The organism is Pacificibacter maritimus, from assembly GCF_003814915.1.
Lineage (GTDB): Bacteria > Pseudomonadota > Alphaproteobacteria > Rhodobacterales > Rhodobacteraceae > Celeribacter > Celeribacter maritimus.
Map to the genome: position 1 here is coordinate 711,507 of NZ_RKQK01000001.1, position 21,966 is coordinate 733,472.

Below are 21,966 nucleotides of genomic sequence, written 5' to 3' on the forward strand. Positions count from 1 at the left end.
TTAGGCTTCCAGTTCTGAATCCCAATAGAGAAAATCGATCCAGCTTTCATGTAGGTGGTTGGGTGGAAACTTGCGCCCAACATTGTGCAATTGCGAATTTTCAGGCGCGCGCGGCGTTTTACGCAAGGTCATACCGATTTGCCGCAGGGATTTCGAACCTTTGCGCAAATTACATTTCTGACAGGCTGCCACTACATTTTCCCATGAGGTGATTCCCCCACGGGCGCGCGGAATGACGTGATCAAAGGTCAAATTGCCCTTGGACCCACAGTATTGGCAGCAAAATTCGTCCCGTAAAAACAAATTAAAGCGCGTGAAGGCCACGCGCTTTTGAGGTTTGACATAGTCTTTGAGAACGACAACAGAAGGGATTTTTATTTCATGTCGCGGACTGCGTACCGTCTGATCATATTCTGCAACAATATCAACGCGGTCCAACCAAACTGCCTTGATCGCTTCCTGCCATGGCCACAGGGATAAAGGATAGTAGGACAAGGGCCTGTAATCCGCATTCAGCACCAGAGCAGGATGCATTTTTCGCGCATTTGGTTCTCTTACAAATTCTGTCCTAAACTCACTGTCCATTTCAATTTCCATCTGCAACGTCAATCATCAAGCTGGATCGCGACCAGTCAAAGGCCTGGACCTCTCAACTTAACATTTACTATATATAGCGGCCAACAGGTGGCAATACCCTCTATCTGCCAAAGTGCTGTCCCTGCTATATCAATGTAAAATGACAGTGCTATGACGCTTTTCATTTCATCAATATCGCAAAGAAAAAGGCCGCCCTATCGAGCGACCTTTTGAAACTATTGGTACAGTGGCGCAGCATGTGCTGCGTCGCATAACTGTGTGGCGCTTACAGGCGGCGCTTGTTTTCGGCGCGCACGCGAACTGCGCGTGGCTGAGGCTGCGGCAGAAATGACAGGCCAGCCAAAACCAAAGCTGCGGCGGCGCCAAAAGCAAAAATCAATTCCATAGGACAGTCCTCCAAAACGTGTTCTTAACTGAACCGTAACAATTAGATGAAGCAGGTCAAGCGGTTCTGACAGTTTTCCAACAAATATCTAAAGATTGCCTAAATTTCGCCAATAAGAGTGAATTACCAGCCATTTCTAGCCGATAAAACCCGTTAAAACCCGCTTTTATTCGTAGCCAAGCTGTTCACGCAAGAAGGCCAAAGCCATAGACAGCCCATCGGGATCGATTCCATGAGCGGTGCCTTCCATCACATGGGCATATACTTTCTCAAACCCAGCGGTTTCCAAAGCTTGCACTGCAGCTGGCAAAGACTGGGGTGGCACAACATCGTCTTGATCGCCATGCGCCAGAAAAACGGGCATCCTGACGCGCAATTCATCACTTAGCATTTCGGGTTCCAACAGGCGCCCTGAAAAACCAACCACACCTGAAACAGCATCTTCGCGGCGCGGCGCCACATGCAGCGCCATCATGGTCCCTTGCGAAAAGCCGACGATGGCCATGTTTTCAGGCTCAAGATCCAGATCCACCAAAATGTCATCCAAATAGGCATTCAATTCGGCTGAGGCGCGCTCCATACCTGCGCGGGCTTCTTCTTCGGATGATCCATCAATCCAAGGAATGGGAAACCACTGAAATCCCATCGGATTGCCAATACATTGTTCTGGCGCATCGGGCGCATAAAACACCGTATCAGGCATATGTTCGGCCATCGGTTCAGCAAGGCCCAATAGGTCTTCGCCATTGGCACCATAGCCATGCAAAAACACCACAACAGAATGGGCTGATCCTGAATGGCTTTCTTTGATTTTATGCTCAAGCACGGACATTATCTTATTCCTTCACGGGTTTTCTCAACATGGTAATAGGCCCATAAAAGCCGCGCTGCAACAGACCTATCGGGGGCCCAGTCTTCAGCCATCAGGCGCATCTGTTTTTCTGTGGGCCGTTGTGGCAGTTCAAACAAAAGGCGTGCGCCTTCTTGCAGCGCTAAATCATTGGCCGCAAAGACATCTGCGTGACCCAGCGAAAACTTAGCGTATATTTCAGCAGTCCAACGCCCGATTCCTTTGACTTGGGTTAACCTGTCGATCACCTCATCGGTTGAGGCCGAACGCAAGGCGATAAAATCAATATTTGCCTCAGCCAAGGCCCGCAAATATTTGACCTTTGGGCGCGACAAGCCGCAAGCGCGCAGGGCGTCATCACTGGCCTCAATGATAGGCGCAGGGCGATCATAGCCTGCCGCACAGACCCGCGCCCAAATGGCATTTGCTGAGGCAACTGAAACCTGTTGGCTGACGATGGCTGAGGCCAGTTCGCCGAAACCATCCTTGCGCAGGCGCAAAGGAAGCGGCCCCGTTAGTGCATATGCTTTGCAAAATTGTGGCACCAAACCTGCGAGCCGCTCTGCCGCGCGATCCACATCCGCCTGACAGGTGATGGGACTGGGGCCAGTTTCCTCAGCCCCCGCTAGCCGCCCCATTGTTCGGCCCAGTCCAAGGCATCGCAAATCTGTTCTCGCCGCTCAATTCCGATAGGCTCCTTCGGGCGTGTCATCATTGCCACCTGAATACCCAAAGCGCGCGCTGCAGCCAGTTTGGTTTTGCCGGAGGCACCGCCTGAATTTTTCACCACCAGCCAATCGGGTTTTAGCTTTTGAAACAGGGCCATTTCACTGTCTTGTGAAAAAGGCGGACGTCCGACAATCCATTCGCCATTGGGATAAGGAAAATCCGCGTCAGGCGCATCAATCACACGGCACATAAGATGGCGGTCTTGCAGATCCGCATAGTGAGCCAAACTTTGGCGTCCAGTGGCCACGAACACACGTGCAGATTTAGGAATAAGCCGATCTAAATCGGCGTAACTGTCAGCGCGATGCCAAGCATCGCCCGTGCGCGAAATCCACTGCGCGCGTTCAAACCGCAAATATGGCAGATCACGCGCCTTGCAAATTTGCGCCGTACGTGCGGTGATTTTTTCGGCAAAAGGATGCGTTGCATCGATTACAGCCGTGATATTTTCGGCCTCAAGAAAGGCACAAAATCCGTCAGCCCCACCAAATCCACCATGGCGTGTCGGCACAGCCAAATCCGCAGGGTTGCGCGTCGCCCCAGCCAAGGAAGCGATACAATCGATCCCTGCATCAGTAAGATAACTGGCGAGATTGCGCGCCTCAGCCGTGCCGGCCAAAAGAAGTATCATAGGAAGATCTTTCTAAGAAGCGCTGGCGAGAATTGCACCAGCGCGGTCAATAACGATGATATCATAGGTGATTTTACGCCCGTCAGCCGCTTCCAAAAACCGCGCTTGCACGGTTTCTAAGGCTTTTTGCGCTACGGTTTGCGCGAAAACTGCCCCTGCAATCTGGCTGGCTTCAAGGGCTGTATTGGCATGGGCAAGCGCGGGCAAGTCAAGCGTATCGGCCCAAAACTGCAAATCAACTTGGCCACGTTTGGAATGTAAATCCATCTCTCCTTGGGCGAGCTTTGCAATTTTGCCAATACCCCCGCCGATGGTCACGCGGTCTACGGGATGCTTCACGAGATATTTCAACATGCCGCCGACGAAATCCCCCATGTCCAACATGGCCGCATCTGGCAACTTATGATGGGCTTGCACAGTGCGCTCGGATGTTGCGCCTGTGCAGCCTGACACATGTGTTAGACCTTCAGCGCGCGCCACATCAATACCGCGATGGATTGATGCGATCCAAGCCGCGCAAGAAAAGGGCCGAACAACCCCAGTGGTGCCCAAAACCGACAGGCCGCCGACAATGCCAAGGCGCGGGTTCCATGTTTTTGCAGCAATGCTTTCGCCATCAGGAATGGAAATGGTGATTTCAACATCTGGAGATTGCCCCAAGCGCTTGGCCATTTCGACCACCTGAGCGGTCATCATATCGCGCGGCACAGGGTTGATCGCAGGTTCCCCCACACCGATCGGCAGCCCAGCTTTGGTCACAGTGCCAACCCCTGCCCCAGCTTTAAAAATAACGCCCCCAGATGAGGCGCGTACATGGGCGCGAATTTCGGCCCCATGGGTGACATCAGGATCATCGCCTGCGTCTTTAATAATGCCCGCTTCGGCCCAATCGCTTCCGCAAGCCTGATAGGATATAGCAAACTCGGGCCGTTCACCTTTGGGCAATGTAATACGCGCTTTGACGGGAAAGCCTTCGCCCCAAAGCGCCATCAAGGCCGCGCGGGTGGCGGCTGTGGCACAGGCCCCTGTGGTCCAACCACGGCGCAAAGGTTTGGATGCATCACTCATAGATGTGACTATAAAACAGCCCAGCATGGAAAGGCTATGCGTTTTATTTTGCAAAACGCGCGAGAAAGACGCTGATCCCTTTTACCTTGTCGTGCTCTGCGTCATAAATCAGCTATGGAAGAATCAACACTCACACTCCCAAATGAAAATTGGCCCAGTATCGAAGCTGGCTGGGTCTGGCTGTGCGGCGCAGGCCCCGGCGATCCGGGTCTGATGACACTGCACGCTGTGAACGCTCTGCGCCAAGCAGATGTCATAGTCTATGATGCTCTGGTCGCGCCTGAAATTTTGGATTGGGCACGCCCTGAGGCGGAAAAGATTTACGCGGGAAAACGTGGCGGTAAGCCTTCGGCCAAGCAGGTCGATATATCGCTGACGCTGGTGGATTTGGCACAGCAAGGCAAACGCGTCTTACGCCTGAAAGGCGGCGATCCATTTGTCTTTGGACGTGGCGGTGAAGAAGCGCAAACATTGATCCAACACGGTGTGCCAGTGCGCATTGTGCCGGGTATTTCGGCTGGTATCGGCGGCTTGGCCTATGCGGGCATCCCTGTGACCCACCGCGATGTGAACCAAGCTGTGACCTTTGTCACAGGGCACGATCAAACGGGGGAAGCCACAAAAACACTGGATTGGGATGCCCTGTCGCGATCCTCAGGCGTTTTGGTGATCTACATGGGCATGAAACATGCCCCTTCCATTCGCGCGGGCCTTATGGGCGCTGGGCGCGCCGCAGATGAACCTGTCGCAATCGTATCGCAAGCCACCACGCCAAACCAAAAGGTGCTGGAAACAACTTTGGGGCAGATGCTTGATGACATTGCCAAAACCGAAATGGGACCGCCTGCGATTATCTGTGTCGGGCGTGCTGTTTTGATGCGCCAAGTCCTAGACTGGCAGGCTTTGATGCGTGGCGAACAGCCTCGCAATCTTGATCCATTGGGGCGCGGCAAACCTGCTGAGGTGCGTGATTGAGCCGTGCTATCGTGATAGCTGCGCCCAGTTCTGGGTCGGGCAAAACCACGATCACGCTGGGCTTGCTGCGCGCCCTCGCACGCCGCGCACTCCCTGTGCGGGGCGCGAAATCTGGCCCTGATTACATCGACCCCCGCTTTCACGAAGCTGCCTGTGGCCAGACCTGTTTTAACTTGGATGCTTGGGCGATGGGGCCTGATCGGCTACACAGTCTTGCACAAGACGGCGAAGATACAGTCCTGATCGAAGGCGCGATGGGCCTGTTTGATGGCGCTGGGCACATTGACCCTGCGCGTGATGGGAAAGGCGCCAGCGCCGATTTGGCCCGTTTGTTTAACTGCCCCGTGGTATTGGTTGTTGATGCCTCACGAATGGCGCAAAGCATCGCACCCGTTTTGGCGGGGTTTGCCCGTCATGATCCAAACGTAAAGATCGCAGGCGTTATCTTAAACAAGGTCGGATCACCGCGCCATGCGCAGATGTTGCGCCGCGCTTTGGCCCCTGTGGGTTTGCCCGTTTTGGGGGCGGTGCCGCGTGATAACACGCTTGCCCATCCAGATCGTCATTTGGGATTGGTGCAAGCGCATGAGCGCAGTGATCTTGAGGATTTTCTTGATCAGGCTGCGGATTGTGTGGAAGCACATGTGGATATCGACGCCCTTTTGTCGCTGTGCTCGGAAATCCCCCAAGGCCAACCCCCACAGCGCCTTGCCCCACCCGCGCAAAAGATCGCCATCGCCCAAGACCAAGCCTTTGCCTTTGCCTATCCTCATATTTTGGCCGATTGGCAGGCGCAGGGCGCGGAATTATCCTTCTTTTCGCCCCTCGCTGATCAAGCGCCTGCACCTGCTGATTTTGTCTATTTGCCAGGAGGATACCCCGAACTTCACGCAGGGGCCTTGGCTGGGAACACTCGGTTTTTACAAGGGCTGCGCGCAGCCGCCACCCAAGCCCAGATTTACGGCGAATGCGGCGGCTATATGGTTTTGGGCGCAGGATTGATCGACGCAGACGGCCACAGGCATGAAATGGCGGGACTTTTGGGTCTGGAAACATCTTTCCAAACCCGCAAGTTGCATTTGGGTTATCGCAATCTGACCGCGCACACGCCTATGTTTCACGGCCATTGGAAAGCGCATGAGTTTCATTACGCGACGACCGTAAGTGCCAAAGGTCAGCCATTGTTCAGCGTAACGGATGCAATGGACAAAGACTTGCCCGATACAGGATTGGTTGACGGATCGGTCTCAGGATCATTCATGCATCTCATTGATCGCGGCACGGCTGAACGGACTGAGCCTTAACAAACTGATCAAAAATCGTGATGCCCTGCGCACAAAAACTGACATGTATTTTTCTGCAAATGCCCTTAAACCATGGGTCTAATATATTTTGTCAAAAGAAGTTTTAGAATGACTGATCTGAGCACAGCTGCAAACCATGCACGCGCCAAGCGCAATGTCTTTATTCTTGTCGCAGCCCAAGCGTTTTTGGGCGCCCAAATGGCGATGATTTTCACGATTGCAGGGCTTGCAGGTCAGTCATTGGCCTCAAATATTTGTTTTGCCACCTTGCCGATCACCGCCACAGTGCTGGGATCTATGTTATCGGCCACGCCCATGTCCAACATCATGCAAAAATACGGGCGCAGGATTGGATTTTTCATTGGGGCTGGCGCAGGGGCTTTGGGCGCAGCCATTGGCGCAATCGCCCTGTTGCAACAAAACTTTTGGCTGTTTGTCTTGGGAGGACTTTTCACAGGCATCTATCAATCCTCGCAAGGCTTCTTTCGCTTTGCCGCCACGGATACGGCCTCTGAAGCCTTTCGTCCCAAGGCCATTTCTTATGTTATGGCAGGCGGATTGGCGTCGGCCATCATCGGTCCGCAACTTGTCAAACTGACTGCGCAATCCATGGTGGTCCCATTTCTGGGCACCTATTTGGCCGTGATCGCGATAAATGTCTTAGGTTCAGCCTTGTTCCTCTTTATCGACATTCCCAAGCCGCCTGCGCCGAAAGAAGGTGAAAGCCTTGGTCGCAGCAAATTGGAACTGTTAAAAACCCCTCGTATCGCTGTGGCAATTATCGTTGGCATGGTGTCTTACGCTTTGATGAATTTGGTTATGACCGCCACGCCTTTGGCGGTTGTTGGCTGCGGCTTTACGCAAAATAATGCAGCCGACGTGGTGTCTTTCCACGTGCTCGCGATGTTCATTCCATCGTTTTTCACGGGCAGCTTGATTGCACGGTTCGGCGTTGAGAAAATCATGGCCATCGGTCTTGTGATCTTGGCTGTCGCAGGCGGTGTCGCCCTGTCAGGCGTGACTTTGGAAAACTTCTTTATCGCTTTGATCTTGCTGGGCGTTGGTTGGAACTTTGGCTTTATCGGGGCGACAGCCATGCTATCGGCAGCCCATACACCCGCTGAACGTGGACGCGTACAGGGCATGAATGATCTGTTGGTCTTCGGCGGCGTGACATTTGCCTCGCTTGCCTCTGGCGGTTTGATGAATTGTTCAGGCGGCACAGCGCAAAATGGGTGGAGCGCTGTTAACATTGCGATGATCCCGTTTTTAACGCTGGCTGGTGCTGCATTGATCTGGCTGTGGCTCAGACCGAAAGAAGACTGACACAAGCACAGGCACGGGCACGGGCACACTGACACTAGCACAGGCACGGGCGCAATCCACGCCTCTCAAAGCCCTATAGGCGGTCTTTATGGCGCGCCAACCACAGGGCTGTCACCATCAATGGCCCTGTGTCCAATGCGCCTTGATCGGCCAAATCGAGAAAATCATCAACGCTTATGAGTTGACTGGCGATATCCTCATCTTCTGTTTCTAAGCCACTGACGCCAACGCAGTCGTCGGGCAAATCTGCGATACCAACATAGGACCAAATATATTCCGTCGCAGCCCCTGGAGATGGGTAATATCCACTGACGCAGTGCAATTTGGAAAATGTAATATTCGCTTCTTCTATCGCTTCGCGATGTGCCGTGCTTTCAGGTGTTTCGCCTGGATCAATGCGCCCTGCGATGGGTTCCAATATCCATGGTTTTTGATCGCCGCGCACATAGGGCGCTGCACGAAACTGTTCGACCACCAGCACCCTTTGGCGCTTGGGATCATAGGGCAAAACAGTCACTGCATCCGCCATAACAAAGGTGGCGCGATCCACTGTGTCAGAATAGCCGCCTGTATATTTCGGATGGGAAAACTGTATATCTTCAAGGCCAAAGAACTTGGAATAGGGCATTTGGCGCCCAGTTACCTTGACATCCTGCGCGGAAAACTGACTGCGCCTCACACCACCCTGCCCCAAAGCGCGCCCCGCTTTTGCACGCAAGCGTGTATCGGCACGCACACAAATAACGTGGCGGCGCTTGGCCACCTGTTCTGCGGGTTCAAAAGCGCGGTAGAGCAATATTTCATGCGCTGCCTCTTTGATAAACTCAGGCGTTAAAAAGGGTTCTGGCCCTGCGAGCACTGTTTCAAGGTAAGTCAGCTCGTCATCGGAAAATCTATCAGCCAGCGCCGTGAAAACCGATGTCATGACCATTTTCGCCCAACCTTTTCAACCAACCACCCGCCAAAAAGCCCGCCGATCAGCAACACAAGGATGACATCAATTTTAGCAACCAAAATCAAATACTCACCCATCAGCTCAACAACACTAACCACTGCATCCATTGGGCCATCGTATCGGTTGTTCAACGACCGCTGCACCATCTTTTCGGCTGAAAAATAGAACAGACAGTAAAACACAGTTAAAGCCACAGCGGTGAGCCCATACCCCAAGGCCGCGCGCATTGTATCGCCCGCGCGCCGCCCTAGGAAAGTCCAGCCGACCAAGCCGCCAAAACCTGCTGAAATCAATGCAAAATGGCCCAGCTGCGTGCCTTCTGGCAGATATCTTGTCACCATCCCAGCACAAAACCACGCCAGAGCTGCGAACCAGAGTGCGGCGACAAGTTTTGGGGCTGTGGGCATAATTTACTGCTTTGGTTTGGACATTGTGATCTGTGTTACATCGCAATTTCCACTGTGAAACGTCGCAGCGCAAGAGGTGAGATAAAAATTCCACATTTTTCGAAACGTCGCGTCAAATCCAAGCGGTTCGATCTGATCCCATTTCGCGTTGAAATCATCATACCAAATACGCAATGTTTTACTGTAGCTTTCGCCAAATTCCTTTGACTTTTCAAACTGTAAGCCCGCCAGATCAATCTGTGAACGCAGTGCATTCGGGCTGGGCAGCATGCCGCCTGGAAAGATGAATTTCTGGATGAAGTCGACATTCTTGCGGTAGATTTCAAAGCGTCGTTCTTGCACCGTTATGATCTGCAAGGTCGCTTGCGCGCCTGGTTTGAGGCATTTTTTCACCGTTTCGAAATAGACAGGCCAGTATTTTTCGCCCACCGCTTCGAACATTTCAATCGAAGCAACGCCATCATATTGTGCCAGCTCATCGCGGTAGTCTTGCAATTTTAGAGTGACAAGATGCGACAGCCCCGCATTATCTATGCGTTTTTGGGCGTAATCGAATTGTTCTTGCGAAATGGTAAGACCCGTCACACGCAATCCGCGTTGCCCAGCCGCATATTCGGCAAAACCGCCCCAACCACAGCCGATTTCCAACACATGATCGCCTGCTTTTACGCCAAGCTCATCCACCATGGATTTGTATTTGGCGATCTGTGCTTGGGCAAGGGTTTCACTGTTTGTCTCATACAAAGCTGATGAATAGGTCATGGTTTCATCCAACCACAGCCCATAGAATGCATTTCCAAGATCGTAATGATGGGCGATATTTTTCTTGGCTTGGCGTTTGGAATTTGACCGCAACCAATGACGCATACGCTCATAAGCGCGCACAAATGCCATTCCTGGAAACCCATCATAAAGCGCGTCATTATCCGCATGAATCAAATCCATGAAGGCTTGCAAATCGGGTGTGTCCCAACCGCCATCTAGGTAGTCTTCGCAAAAGCCCAGATCGCCTTCGCGGATCAATCGCGCAAAGACATCATCATTTTTGATGTTCAACGTGGCATGAGGGCCGTCAGCCATACCTTTGGCGCGAAACACCCGCCCATCGGCCAGCACAAAATCCAATTGGCCGCGTTCCATCTGACCCGCTGCCTCGAACACTTGGGTGAAATAGCGCGGCAGATTGCCTTGGCCTTTTATATCCAAAATAACCTCGGAATCGCTTAGATCTGTTGATGCAGTATCGAGCATAGTGCCCCCCTTATCGCGCCGCGCATTGAACAACGCTGACTCTTGTTGTTTGAAATGTAACGCGATTTTTTCGGTTCACGCTAGGATTTCGAAAAAAATATTTAACTTGACCTTGCGGAATAGGCTTCGAGGGCGCGGTTGCGCCCATCTGCAAGTGAAATCATTGGATCGGGATAGTCATCTTGTGCCGAAATCGACCAAGACTTTGGAATTGCGTCAAAATATGACAAAGCGGTTTCGCTCGGCTTGCGCTTATTTTCGGCGAGCCAACGGTCCAAGTAGATGTTGTCAGCATCGAATTTAGCGCTTTGACCATCGGGATTGAAAATCCTGAAATAGGGCGCTGCATCTGGACCACAGCCTGCGACCCATTGCCAACCCATCGCGTTGGATGCAGGATCCCAATCAATCAAACAGTCTTCAAACCAAGCACGCCCGATACGCCAATCGGTCATCAGATGTTTGGTAAGATAAGAAGCAACGATCATACGCGCACGGTTGTGCATTGTGCCCGTCACATACATTTCGCGCATGGCTGCATCGACGAATTTTACGCCCGTGCGCCCCTGACGCCAACGCTCAGCCGCAGCGCTATCGCCTTGCCAAGGAAAGTCATCCCAGCCCTCGCGAAAGTTTTCAGTGGCCAAATTGGGCTGGTGGTAGAGCAAATGATAGGCAAACTCGCGCCATGTGACTTCTTTCAAAAAATGCTCTGCCCCTGCAGCCCCTGATTGCATGACAAATTGACCCGCATGCCAAATCATGCGGGGTGAAATTTCGCCGTAGGTCAGGTTTTCGGACAGGCCCGAACAGACGTTTTCAGCGGGAAAATCACGTTTTGCTTTGTAATGTTCGGCGTGATTTTCAATGAAATTTTGCAAGCGCGCCTCGGCCGCTTGAGTTCCCACATGCGTATAGGGCAAAACCACATTCGCCCCGCGCCGCATTTGAGCGCCCAATTGCCAATCGCTAAGTGTTTCTGTGTCTATTGCTGCGGCCCAATCGACATCGGGTTGTGGCAAGCTGTCTGCGATAGGGGTGTCTTTGACACTGCGCCAAAACGGGGAATAGACCTTGTAAAACCCATCGGTTTTGGTGCGCACGGTCCAAGGTTCGAATAGAAGATGACCCTCAAAGGATTGCACTGTAAGGCCCAAATCAGTCAGGCCAGATTTTACGGCCGTGTCGCGATCTATCGCCTCGGCATCGTATAAACGTGACCAAACAACGCTTTGCGCCCCTGTTTCTTGCGCGATGTTAGAAAGCACAGTTAAAGGATCACCACTGCGCAAGCTCACTTGGCCGCCAAGGTCTTGGATCTCTTGCATTAAATGCTCGAGCCCCAAACCCAAGCGCCATTTTGGCGCCGCCCCCAAATTATCAACACATGCATCACGAATAAACACGGGCAAGACTGCACCAGCCTTGGCCGCTGCTGTCAAAGCGGGATGATCCTTTAGGCGTAAATCGCGCCTGATCCACCAAATTGTCACCATGTTGTGCCCCCATCATTGACTGTTTATGTGTCTACGACAGGTATACTTACATGGATCACTCTTTGAGTGTTTTCAGATAATTAAAATTGCTTTCATGATCTGCGCCTATTGAGCGGCAACGCGATCTTCGGCTTGGGCGGCCCACATGGCACTGTATTTTCCACCCTTGGCCAAAAGAGTATCATGTGTGCCGCGCTCAATCACATGCCCATCTTGCAAGACGATGATTTCATCGGCATCAGAAATTGTCGACAAACGATGCGCGATGGTGATGACTGTGCGCCCCTCGCCTGCGGCTTTTAAAGCGCCCAAAATATCGCGTTCTGTTTGGGTATCAAGGGCGGAAGTTGCTTCATCCAGCAGCAAAATTGGTGGGTCTTTTAACAGGGTGCGTGCGATGCCGACACGTTGCTTTTCGCCGCCAGATAATTTCAAACCGCGTTCCCCAACTTGGGTGTCATACCCATCGGGCAAGCTGAGAATAAACTCATGGATTTGCGCTTTTTTGGCTGCGGCTTCAATCTCTTGCTCCGTCGCATTGTCTTTGCCGTAAGCGATATTATACCGCACGGTATCATTGAAAAGCACAGTATCTTGCGGCACCACACCGATGGCGGCATGTAGGGTTGCTTGAGTTACATCGCGCACATCTTGGCCATCGATTGTCAAACTGCCGCCTGCAATATCGTAAAAGCGAAACAGCATACGCCCGATGGTGGATTTCCCCGCTCCAGAGGGGCCAACCACAGCGACTTTTTTACCCGCAGGCACAGAGAGATTAAGGCCCTTTAAAATCGGGCGTTCGGGATCATAGGCGAAATCCACATCGTTAAATTGCAAAGCACCGCCATTGACCTGCAAAGGTTTCGCATCAGGCGCATCAACGACATCGGCAGGCTGTTCCAGCAAGGTGAACATTTCTTCCATATCCACCATCGCTTGACGGATATTGCGGTACATAGAACCGAGAAAATTCAAGGGCATGGTGATCTGGATCATCAAAGCATTGACCATAACGAAATCGCCCACAGTCATCACGCCATTTTGCACGCCCAAAACGGCCATAACCATCACGGTCACAAGGCCTGAAGTGATGAACAAAGATTGGCCAAAGTTTAGAAATGCCAATGAATATTCGGTTTTGACAGCCGCTTTTTCATAGGCCGCCATGGCCGTATCATAGCGACGAATTTCGCGGGTATCAGCGTTGAAATATTTCACCGTTTCAAAATTCAGCAAACTATCGACGGCCTTTTGATTGGCGTCATTGTCTTGATCGTTCATTTCTTTGCGGATTTTTACGCGCCATTCGGTGACTTTGAATGTAAAAGCCACATAGGCGGCAATCGTCGCGGCAACCACGGCCAAATAGCTAAAGCCAAAGGCGCTCCATAAGATCACCAAAACCATGCCCAGTTCTAAAAACAGCGGAAAAATCCCGAACAGCATGATGTTCAACAAAAAGGCGACGCCTTTGACACCGCGTTCAATAATACGGCTCAGCCCCCCTGTCTTGCGCGTCAGATGATAGCGCAGGGACAGGGCGTGAATATGTTCAAAGGTTTGCAAGGCCAGTTTGCGCAATGCCGCCTGACCAACAGGGGCAAAAACCGCATCGCGCAATTGCTGAAACCCGTTTGTCATCAAACGTGACAGCCCGTAGGCCACAGTCAATCCGACCGCCCCTAGCATCAAAATCATGGCGGGATCTGCCTCGGTTTCACCGCTGAGCAAATCGACCACAAGTTTGTAAAAATAGGGTGCGGAAACTGATACAACTTTCGCAAGGACCATGAACACCAAGGCCACAACCACGCGCACCCGCGCTGATTTTGAATCGCGCGGCCAAAGGTAAGGCACAACTTGGCGTGCGACTTTCCAACCGTTTTCAGGGCCTTCGGAACTGGTGATCGACGGACGTGGCGACATTTATGGGCCTTTCAGCATGATGTGAGCAAAGCGCAACGCGCTCTGTCCTAAAAGCCCCAAGGGCAAGAGACCCTATATAGGCAGAGAGACAAAGAAACGAAAGGGATGAGACCGAAGTGATTTTGATCTAAGCCTATTGCGCTTCGGTTTGAACATCATTCGGGATGACAAACACTTGTCCTGGATAGATCAAATCGGGATCGATGATCTGCGCCACATTGGCATTAAAGACGCGTGCGTATAAAAAACCATCGCCATATGTGTCGCTTGCAATCCCCCAAAGCGTATTGCCAGGTTGCACAGTGACAGAGGCAATACGGGTGGGAACAGATTGCGTGGCTGCACTTGCGCTGGCTGCACTTACACTGTCTTGCGCTGTTGGCGTTTGAACTTCTGGGCTATCTGTTGCCACATCGCTTGCACTGTCCGTTTCAACAGCCTCTTGCTGTGACGCAGGCTCAGACGCCCCTGAAAGCGTGGCCAGAACCGACACATCTTCGCGTTTAAACGGGATCTGCACGCGACTTAAAACCTTGCCCGTGTCATCAATCATATCAGCACGCAGTGAATAGATCCCCGCTTTTACGGGCAGTTCCACACGCCATTGGCCATCCTTGTCCACTTGCGTGTCGATCAGCTGATCAGTGTCCAAATACAAACGCACGGTAAAATTCGCCTGCCCGCGTCCTGAGGCAAACACCGCCCCCTTGGGGTCATAGGTGATCGCATCAATGCTAACCCCATCAAACGGCGCGGCTGATTGGAAGATTTTCACGCCCGTGTCATCGGCAATCATAACCGTCGGCTGCGCCCGTTTGGGCGCATCGGCGCTAGGTACTTCACTGTCAGGCGATGGCAATTGCGCGGTCACCATGGGGGCAACACTGGTGGCATCGACCTGTGCTGCGTCTAGTTGTGGCGCTGTCGCGTCAGAGCCATCAGGCGCTGTCGCGTCAGAGCCATCAGGCGCTATAACTTGAGCCACCTCTGCTGCCTCCGACTGCGCGACGGGGGCGGCCAAGAATGGCGCAATCACGACTGAGGCATCAGCCATTTGTCGGGCATCATCGCGCATCGCAAAGACTTGCATTTCGCGCGGGCGATCAACAGCAGGAATATCAAACAAAGCGACATACTCACCGCTGGCGCTGGCTGTGCTGCGCGCCATTTCTTGGCCGTCAATGTAAATCACAACCTGACTGCCTGCCTCGGCTTGCCCTGCTATGGTGGAAAGGCCCGATTGCGGGATGCGGACCACATCGACCGTCGGCGCGGTCAAAGCAGGCAAGGTGACGGCGGTTTTGTTGGTATCTTGTGCTGCGACTTGGGCAGGTTCGGTCGTGGGTGCATCTTTTGCGCGGATATCTTCAGTTGGTGCTGACGTTGACGTTGACGTTGACGTTGAAGCTGTTGCCTGTGGTGCCTGTGGCAATATAGCCCCATCCGTGACAGGAACCGATCCAGCCGTGTCTTGTGGTTGCTTTTGCGTGACAAGCACAACACCAATCGCGATGACCGCAGCCAAAGCAACCCCTCCCGCGACAGGTACGGCCGCATTCCCCAAAGCCTGTTTCAACGGCATAATTTTATTCCTAATTCCCAATACCCTGACCAGAAAGCCAAGACTTGAGCAAAGGTAGCAATGCGCCTAACAAGGGTCAAAGACTTCCGTTCAATTTTAGCCAAAAGGATCGCCAAATGTCACAATTTTCCCTTTCTGTTTGCGTTTTTTGTGGATCTCGTGCGGGCGATGACCCAAGTCACACAAAAGCGGCTGTGGATTTTGGTCATGCAATCGCAAAACAAGGTTGGCGTTTGGTTTATGGCGCAGGCGACGTCGGGCTGATGGGATCGGTTGCGCGCGCCTGCCAAGACGCTGGCGGCGTGACCTTTGGCGCAATCCCTGTGCATTTGTTTAAAAAGGAAGTCGCGAAGTCGGATTTGACCACTTATGTCGTGACCGAAAACATGCATGAACGCAAAAAAGTCATGTTCATGAATTGCGATGCAATCGTGGTCTTGCCCGGCGGTGCGGGATCATTGGATGAGTTCTTTGAAGTGCTCACTTGGAAACAGATTGGGCTGCACAGCAAGCCGATCTATCTTTTGTCCATCAATGACTATTGGAAACCGCTTGAGGCCTTGATCGATCATGTGATTGACGCTGGTTTTGCTGATGAGGTGAACAAAACCTACTTCAAGACCGTGCACAGCGTCGAAGACCTGACAGAAGATTTACGTCGCTTGCAGCTTACCTAAATAAATCACGTTAAAACGTGAAAAAGGGCGCCCAAAAGCGCCCTTTTCGTTAGCAGAGAAACCGAAGTCTTCTCCACTAGATCTGCATGTGAGCTTAGCCCAAACGAGACGCCACGTTTTCCCAGTTCACAAGCTTCTCAAGGAAGTTTGTCAGGTAAACAGGGCGTTTGTTGCGGAAATCGATGTAGTAAGAGTGCTCCCATACATCACAGCCAAGCAAAGTCGTTTGGCCAAAGCACAATGGGTTCACACCGTTTTCTGTTTTGGTCACTTTCAAAGAACCGTCTGTGTCTTTGACAAGCCAAGCCCAACCAGAACCGAATTGACCTGCGCCAGCCGCTGAGAATTGCTTTTTGAATTCATCAACTGAACCGAAAGATTCAACCAAAGCTTTTTCCAACTCACCTGGCATAGCTGTTTGGTTTGGACCCATCATTTCCCAGAACTGGTTGTGGTTCCAAAGCTGTGAGATGTTGTTGAAGATGCCGTTTTGTGCCACAGAAGACTTGTCGTATGTGCCAACGATGATTTCTTCTAGGGATTTACCTTCCCACTCTGTGCCAGCGATCGCAGCATTGCCGTTTGTGACGTAAGCGTTGTGGTGCAGGTCGTGGTGAAATTCGAGTGTTTCCGCAGACATGCCAAGGTCAGCAAGCGCGTCATGTGCATATGGTAGATCTGGAAGTGAAAAAGCCATAATATAAGGTCCTCGTATTAGGGGTGTTCGTTGGCCTATAGGTGAGCCTAAGCGGCCGTGGGGTCAAGGGCTGACAACACATCTGTAAGAAATATGCGCAAGAATTCTCGCACCGCCTGCGCGTTTTGCTGCGCCAATGCGCCTGAGCACGCCTCCAAAGCGGTGCCAAAGCGTCACATCCACTTGATCTCCTCTTTCGCATCCCTGCCCAGCCCGTTACATCTAGCACGCAACCAAATTATCGCGGATACGCCTTATGACCTTTTGGATCATCGTCTTTATCATCGCCGTTTTGACCACTGCCCCTTTGGTTTTGGTTTTGCTGCGCGCGCGTCGCGATGATGATGCAATGCAGGGTGACACAGCGGTGGAACAGAAGGTCTATAAAGACCAATTGCGCGAAGTGGATCGTGATTTGGCCCGTGGGCTGCTTTCTGTTGAGGCCGCCCAGCGTGCGCGTTTGGAAATCTCACGCCGAATTTTAGATCTCGACAGTGCAGCTTTGCGGCAAACCAAAGGCAAGGCACTGCCCCTATGGCTGGCGGCCACTGCGGGGCTTTTCGTGCTTTTGGGCGGCATTGGCTTATACGCGAAAATGGGGGCGCCTAATTATATGGACCTGCCCTTGGAGCGCCGCTTGCAAATGGCCGAAAACCTGCGCGACACGCGCCCCACGCAAGCCAAAGCGGAAGAAACAGCCCCCATCGAGCAGGCGTTTCCGTCGGCTGATCCGCAACATCTTGCCTTGCTCGAAAAATTGCGCACTGCGCTTGAAGATCGCCCCGATGATTTGCAAGGTCACCTTATTTTAACCCGCAATGCGGCCTCTGTTGGTCTTTACCAAGAAGCCTACCGAGTACAGTCCCGCGTGATTGAACTGAAAGGGCTTTCCGCCACCGCCCAAGATTACGCTGATCTTGCGGATATGATGATCTTATCTGTCGGCGGCTATGTGTCACCAGAGGCAGAACAAGCCATCAGCAAATCTTTGAGCTTGGATGCAGACAATGGCACAGCGCGCTACTATGCTGGTTTGATGTTTGTGCAAACAGGGCGACCTGACACGGCCTTTCAATTGTGGAACGCGCTGTTGAATGACAGCACAGCGGATGACCCTTGGGTGCCCGCCATTCGCAGCCAGATCGAAAGTCTGGCTCAAGCGGCAGGCATTCGTTATACCCTGCCCCCCTTGCCTGCGCCTGCGTTAAAAGGCCCGACACAAGACGACATTGAGGCCGCATCAGATATGTCAGATGAAGATCGCGATGCCTTTGTACGCTCTATGGTGGATCAACTGTCAGCGCGATTGGCCAATCAAGGGGGAGCCCCGCAAGAATGGGCTCAACTGATTTCAGCTTTGGGCGTTTTGGGTGACACAAGCCGCGCCCGCGCCATCTGGACAGAAGCGCAAGTGCTGTTTAGCACAGACCCAGATGCAACCGCGTTGATCCGCAACGCTGCACAATCCGCAGGAGTGGCACCATGAGCGCTGAGATTTTTGACGACATCACCGAATTTGCAGCGAAACTTCAGCCTATGCGCGCCATTGCAGGACTTGATTTTGGCGATAAAACTATCGGCGTTGCAGTCTCGGATCGCTTTCGCAATATTTCGTCTTCGGCCATGACCGTAAGGCGCAAGAAATTCACGCTGGATGCACAAGAGCTGATCAAAGTCTTCGCAGAGCGCGAAATCGGCGGCGTTGTTTTGGGATTGCCGCGCAATATGGATGGATCCGAAGGCCCGCGCTGTCAAAAGACCCGTGCTTTCGCGCGCAACTTGAGCCAATTGATCGAACAACCGATCACCTATTGGGACGAACGCCTGTCATCTGTCGCGGCTGACCGCGTGATGCTAGAAGCGGACATGTCACGCGCAAAACGTGCGGAAAAGATTGACCAAGTGGCCGCTGGATTGATTTTGCAAGGCGCTTTGGATCGTTTAGGGCATTTGAAAGCACAAGCATGACCCCATCCAGCGACCATATTTGGACACGCAAAGAGGTGGAAAGCCCCTGCACCAAAGTCTGTCAGATACATCCTGAAACACGGCTGTGTCTTGGCTGCGCGCGATCAATTGATGAAATCGGTGGCTGGGGCTTGATGACGCCTGAGGAGCGTCGCGCGATTATGGCAGAACTGCCAAACCGTAGCCCCGCACCGACAAAACGCCGTGGCGGACGCGCCGCACGCCTAAAGCGCCAATTTGATTGACCCTCAAACCGATCTTGGGACCGTTTGCAGCAGGTGACCTGATCACATGCAGCAAACACTGTATTTCTGCGCTTTGACCGCTTTAGAGTTTCACCAAGACGCGGCCTTTCACTTGGCCTTTCAAAATATCGGCCCCCAGTTGGGGCAAATCTTCTAACGTGGCGGGGACAACCATCGCTTCAAGCTTGTCCATTGGCAGATCCTTGGCAACGCGCGCCCAAGCACGCTGACGATTTTCAAACGGCTGCATCACGCTGTCGATGCCCAGCAGGTTCACACCACGCAGCAAAAACGGAATAACGGTCGTGGGCAAGCCAGCGCCCCCCGCCAAACCAACGGCTGCAACAGAACCACCGTATTTCATTTGCCCCAAGACACGCGCCAACATGTCACCGCCGACAGCATCAACGCAGCCCGCCCATGTTTCAGATTCAAGCGGGCGCTTTACAGTTTCATTGATGTCACCACGGGCAATAATTTGACTGGCCCCAAGGGATTTCAAATAGTCAGCTTGTTCTGGTCGCCCTGTGACACCCGCAACTTCGTACCCAAGGTTGGCCAAGATTGCAGTGGCGACAGATCCAACACCGCCAGCCGCACCCGTGACCAAGACTGGCCCATTTTCAGGCTTTAACCCGTGATCTTCTAGGGCTTGCACGGCCAACATCGCGGTCAATCCAGCTGTGCCAACAGACATGGCTTGCGCTGTCGTGATGCCATCGGGCAAAGGCACCAACCAGTCGCCATCGACCCGCGCTTCTTGGCAATAGCCGCCCCAATAGGTTTCGCCAACACGCCACCCTGTCAATACGACTTTATCACCTGGCGAAAAGCGTGAGTCTTCTGAGGCTTCCACAGTGCCAGCAAAATCGATGCCAGGAATATGGGGGTATGTGCGCACCAAGCCGCCACCTTTGGGCGACATGCACAGGCCGTCTTTGTAATTCAGGGTAGAATATTCCACTTTCACGGTCACGTCACGTTTGACCAAAAGACCGCCATCGATGTCCTTGACCACAGGCTGCGCCACCCCATCTGGCCCCTGTTCCATTATCAATGCCCGCATACTATCCTCCCTAATCTGCAGATATTTTTCCTCATCTTATGCGCCCCAAAGAGCCGATGACAGGTCAAGCGTCCTATTGTGCTTGGCCAACGCATCTTTGGCACCTGCCCCTGACAGTTTACGCCGTAAGGTGGATTGTCAATTCACATGCCAATGACTTTGCAACAGTTTTAACCCAAATACCCCAAGCGCCCACTTGCAGCTTGGAACACCAGCACCTATATCTGTGCTGTCGGGCTTGCTCGACTATGAACATAAACGCGCTCGCAATAAGCGGATCGGACCAGGGGGCGGTACCCTGCGTCTCCACCAATCACTCCCGCACATCGCCTTCATTTGAGGCATGGATGGGGCACATGGGGACGAAATAGGATCGACGGACGTCTAAAGGGGTTAGCTTTGTTTCGGTGAGTTACCACCGTTATCGGTACACAATGAGTAGTTGCAAATGACAACAAAGCTCCAATGGCTCTCGCAGCGTAAGCTGTGCGAAACATTGAAATCTTAAGCCCTGTCGCCTAGCAGCGTCAGGCGGGGTTCGCAGGTACCTGGCAACAGAAACCTGCACTTTTCCCAAACTTCCACATTTTTTCGCTACGCGTATCTTTTCGCGCGCAAAGTTTCGCGTGACCGTTAACTCTTTCTTTTTCAGGCAGGGATAAACTGCCTAAACTAGGATAAGGGTTTTTTATGACAGGCATAGAATTGTTAACGCTCTGGTACAAACGCGTCTGGGAACAAGGCGATTTAACGGCTGTGGCAGAGTATTTTGATGTAGAGGCCAAGGCCAATGGGTTGATGTCGAATTTGGCGGCAGAACTCGAAGATTTTAAAACAATCGTGCCCGCAATTCAAAAATCTGTGCGAAATATCACTGTGTCGATTGACCGATCTATGGAGGTCGATGATCAGGCTTGGGCATTGGTGACGATTGCGGCGCAGAATGCCAAAACGATGGATCCTGTCACTTGCTCTGGTCAGGTGATTATTCGTGTGAGAGATGAAAAAATCATCGAAGCGCACAATCATTTCGATTTCATTGGCCTTTTCGAACAATTGGGATGTTTGCCGCAAGACACCATTGCGCTGTGCCTGTCTGGCGAAACTTTGACGTGAAGAAATACGCGCTGCGATCGAATGCTGAATATTTTCGACAGATCTTCATGCCGAATGCCCGATTATGAGCAGAAGTTACAAAATCAGCCTATCACCGCCTCTTTCCTTCGTCCCCGAATCCCCTATGCTAGAGACAAGAAGACATGGAAGGATGCGTGATGGGAAAATCCATCGATTACGGAAATCTAATGCACAATGCGATGCGCGGTTTGATCCGCCAAGTGCTTGAGAACGTGCGTAAAGACGGTTTGCCAGGCGATCACCACTTTTTCATAACTTTCGATACCATGCATCCCGACGTAGAATTGGCGGATTGGTTATCTGATCGTTACCCAGAAGAAATGACGGTGGTCATTCAGCATTGGTTCGACAATTTGGAAGTGAATGAGGATAGTTTCTCAATCACTTTGAATTTCGGTGACAGTCCTGAACCTTTGTTCATTCCCTATGACGCTATCCGCACCTTTGTGGACCCTTCCGTCGAATTTGGTCTGCGCTTTGAAACCCAAGACAGCGACGATGATGACGATTTTGACGAAGAGGACGACAGCGCGATCAGCGACAGCGAAGTTGCAGACTTTGAACCTGCGCAAAAGTCGGACACACATGTCGAAAAAAATGACGCCCCGAAAGAGGCTGAAATCGTATCATTAGACAATTTCCGCAAGTAATCTGTCACGCATAATCTGTCACGCTTGAAGAGGGTCTGCCC

The 21,966-nt window shown here is 52.3% G+C and carries 22 protein-coding genes and 1 other RNA gene; 10 read left to right on the forward strand and 13 right to left on the reverse strand.

Annotated features, from left to right (window positions below):
- The 5 genes from EDD53_RS03285 to EDD53_RS03305 all read right to left on the reverse strand — a co-directional run bounded on the left by EDD53_RS03285 (nt 1) and on the right by EDD53_RS03305 (nt 4,260).
- On the reverse strand, nt 1–585 hold the full coding sequence (locus EDD53_RS03285; RefSeq protein WP_123791758.1) for an HNH endonuclease: 585 nt from the start codon (nt 583–585) through the stop codon (nt 1–3).
- 563 nt (nt 586–1,148) lie between these two features.
- Nucleotides 1,149–1,817 (reverse strand): alpha/beta hydrolase, encoded by a 669-nt coding sequence (locus EDD53_RS03290; protein ID WP_425464046.1) that lies wholly within the window; start codon nt 1,815–1,817, stop codon nt 1,149–1,151.
- Nucleotides 1,814–2,470 carry a DNA-3-methyladenine glycosylase family protein gene (locus tag EDD53_RS03295; protein WP_123791760.1) on the reverse strand — a complete coding sequence of 219 codons (657 nt, stop codon included), beginning with the start codon at nt 2,468–2,470 and terminating at the stop codon, nt 1,814–1,816. The genes EDD53_RS03290 and EDD53_RS03295 overlap by 4 nt, the downstream gene beginning before the upstream one ends.
- Nucleotides 2,458–3,192 (reverse strand): cobalt-precorrin-6A reductase, encoded by a 735-nt coding sequence (locus EDD53_RS03300; protein ID WP_123791761.1) that lies wholly within the window; start codon nt 3,190–3,192, stop codon nt 2,458–2,460. The genes EDD53_RS03295 and EDD53_RS03300 overlap by 13 nt, the downstream gene beginning before the upstream one ends.
- Nucleotides 3,193–3,204: 12 nt before the next feature.
- Nucleotides 3,205–4,260, reverse strand: coding sequence for a cobalt-precorrin-5B (C(1))-methyltransferase (locus EDD53_RS03305; protein ID WP_123791762.1), 1,056 nt, complete (start codon nt 4,258–4,260; stop codon nt 3,205–3,207).
- A 114-nt stretch (nt 4,261–4,374) separates the two neighbouring features.
- Between EDD53_RS03305 and cobA the strand changes: the two genes are divergently transcribed.
- From cobA to EDD53_RS03320, 3 genes are all read left to right on the forward strand, one after another.
- Nucleotides 4,375–5,235, forward strand: coding sequence for a uroporphyrinogen-III C-methyltransferase (gene cobA / locus EDD53_RS03310; protein WP_123791763.1), 861 nt, complete (start codon nt 4,375–4,377; stop codon nt 5,233–5,235).
- Nucleotides 5,232–6,539 (forward strand): cobyrinic acid a,c-diamide synthase CobB, encoded by a 1,308-nt coding sequence (locus tag EDD53_RS03315; RefSeq protein WP_123791764.1) that lies wholly within the window; start codon nt 5,232–5,234, stop codon nt 6,537–6,539. Before cobA ends, EDD53_RS03315 begins: the two co-directional genes overlap by 4 nt.
- A gap of 108 nt (nt 6,540–6,647) precedes the next feature.
- Nucleotides 6,648–7,865 (forward strand): MFS transporter, encoded by a 1,218-nt coding sequence (locus EDD53_RS03320; RefSeq protein WP_123791765.1) that lies wholly within the window; start codon nt 6,648–6,650, stop codon nt 7,863–7,865.
- 73 nt (nt 7,866–7,938) lie between these two features.
- Here the strand turns inward: EDD53_RS03320 and EDD53_RS03325 are convergent, their stop codons facing one another.
- The 6 genes from EDD53_RS03325 to EDD53_RS03350 form a co-directional block, all read right to left on the reverse strand.
- The gene (locus tag EDD53_RS03325) at nt 7,939–8,790 is read right to left on the reverse strand and encodes an NUDIX domain-containing protein (RefSeq protein ID WP_170162669.1); all 852 of its coding nucleotides are present in this window, start codon (nt 8,788–8,790) and stop codon (nt 7,939–7,941) included.
- Complete coding sequence (locus EDD53_RS03330) at nt 8,787–9,227, reverse strand: TrgA family protein (protein WP_123791767.1); 441 nt, start codon at nt 9,225–9,227, stop codon at nt 8,787–8,789. The genes EDD53_RS03325 and EDD53_RS03330 overlap by 4 nt, the downstream gene beginning before the upstream one ends.
- Nucleotides 9,228–9,230: 3 nt before the next feature.
- Complete coding sequence (locus EDD53_RS03335) at nt 9,231–10,478, reverse strand: SAM-dependent methyltransferase (RefSeq protein WP_123791768.1); 1,248 nt, start codon at nt 10,476–10,478, stop codon at nt 9,231–9,233.
- A 101-nt stretch (nt 10,479–10,579) separates the two neighbouring features.
- The gene (locus EDD53_RS03340) at nt 10,580–11,974 is read right to left on the reverse strand and encodes a cryptochrome/photolyase family protein (RefSeq protein ID WP_123791769.1); all 1,395 of its coding nucleotides are present in this window, start codon (nt 11,972–11,974) and stop codon (nt 10,580–10,582) included.
- 105 nt (nt 11,975–12,079) lie between these two features.
- Nucleotides 12,080–13,903, reverse strand: a complete 1,824-nt coding sequence (locus EDD53_RS03345; RefSeq protein ID WP_123791770.1) for an ABCB family ABC transporter ATP-binding protein/permease — start codon at nt 13,901–13,903, stop codon at nt 12,080–12,082.
- Between the two features lie 133 nt (nt 13,904–14,036).
- A complete protein-coding gene (locus EDD53_RS03350) occupies nt 14,037–15,485 on the reverse strand; it encodes a LysM peptidoglycan-binding domain-containing protein (RefSeq protein ID WP_246002174.1) in 1,449 nt (482 codons plus the stop codon).
- Between the two features lie 116 nt (nt 15,486–15,601).
- On the opposite strand from EDD53_RS03350, the gene EDD53_RS03355 reads away from it, so the two are divergent.
- Nucleotides 15,602–16,162 (forward strand): LOG family protein, encoded by a 561-nt coding sequence (locus EDD53_RS03355; protein ID WP_123791771.1) that lies wholly within the window; start codon nt 15,602–15,604, stop codon nt 16,160–16,162.
- A gap of 94 nt (nt 16,163–16,256) precedes the next feature.
- Here EDD53_RS03355 and EDD53_RS03360 read toward each other — a convergent pair whose 3' ends face one another.
- Entirely contained in the window at nt 16,257–16,859 is a 603-nt protein-coding gene (locus tag EDD53_RS03360; RefSeq protein ID WP_123791772.1) for a superoxide dismutase, read from the reverse strand.
- Between the two features lie 256 nt (nt 16,860–17,115).
- On the opposite strand from EDD53_RS03360, the gene ccmI reads away from it, so the two are divergent.
- The 3 genes from ccmI to EDD53_RS03375 are packed head-to-tail and all read left to right on the forward strand — an operon-like array spanning nt 17,116 to nt 19,072.
- Entirely contained in the window at nt 17,116–18,345 is a 1,230-nt protein-coding gene (ccmI, locus tag EDD53_RS03365; RefSeq protein WP_123791773.1) for a c-type cytochrome biogenesis protein CcmI, read from the forward strand.
- Nucleotides 18,342–18,827: a Holliday junction resolvase RuvX gene (gene ruvX / locus EDD53_RS03370; RefSeq protein ID WP_123791774.1), complete on the forward strand. Its 486-nt coding sequence runs from the start codon at nt 18,342–18,344 to the stop codon at nt 18,825–18,827. Before ccmI ends, ruvX begins: the two co-directional genes overlap by 4 nt.
- Nucleotides 18,824–19,072 (forward strand): DUF1289 domain-containing protein, encoded by a 249-nt coding sequence (locus EDD53_RS03375; RefSeq protein ID WP_123791775.1) that lies wholly within the window; start codon nt 18,824–18,826, stop codon nt 19,070–19,072. The genes ruvX and EDD53_RS03375 overlap by 4 nt, the downstream gene beginning before the upstream one ends.
- A gap of 82 nt (nt 19,073–19,154) precedes the next feature.
- On the opposite strand, the gene EDD53_RS03380 is transcribed toward EDD53_RS03375, so the two are convergent.
- Nucleotides 19,155–20,138, reverse strand: coding sequence for an acrylyl-CoA reductase family protein (locus EDD53_RS03380; protein WP_123791776.1), 984 nt, complete (start codon nt 20,136–20,138; stop codon nt 19,155–19,157).
- Nucleotides 20,139–20,330: 192 nt separating this feature from the next.
- Between EDD53_RS03380 and ssrA the strand changes: the two genes are divergently transcribed.
- The 3 genes from ssrA (at nt 20,331) to EDD53_RS03395 (ending at nt 21,925) form a co-directional block, all read left to right on the forward strand.
- Nucleotides 20,331–20,707: a transfer-messenger RNA gene (gene ssrA, locus EDD53_RS03385) on the forward strand.
- 121 nt (nt 20,708–20,828) lie between these two features.
- Nucleotides 20,829–21,254 carry an ester cyclase gene (locus EDD53_RS03390; RefSeq protein ID WP_123791777.1) on the forward strand — a complete coding sequence of 142 codons (426 nt, stop codon included), beginning with the start codon at nt 20,829–20,831 and terminating at the stop codon, nt 21,252–21,254.
- Between the two features lie 158 nt (nt 21,255–21,412).
- Nucleotides 21,413–21,925, forward strand: a complete 513-nt coding sequence (locus EDD53_RS03395) for an SspB family protein (RefSeq protein ID WP_123791778.1) — start codon at nt 21,413–21,415, stop codon at nt 21,923–21,925.
- Nucleotides 21,926–21,966 lie beyond the last annotated feature (41 nt).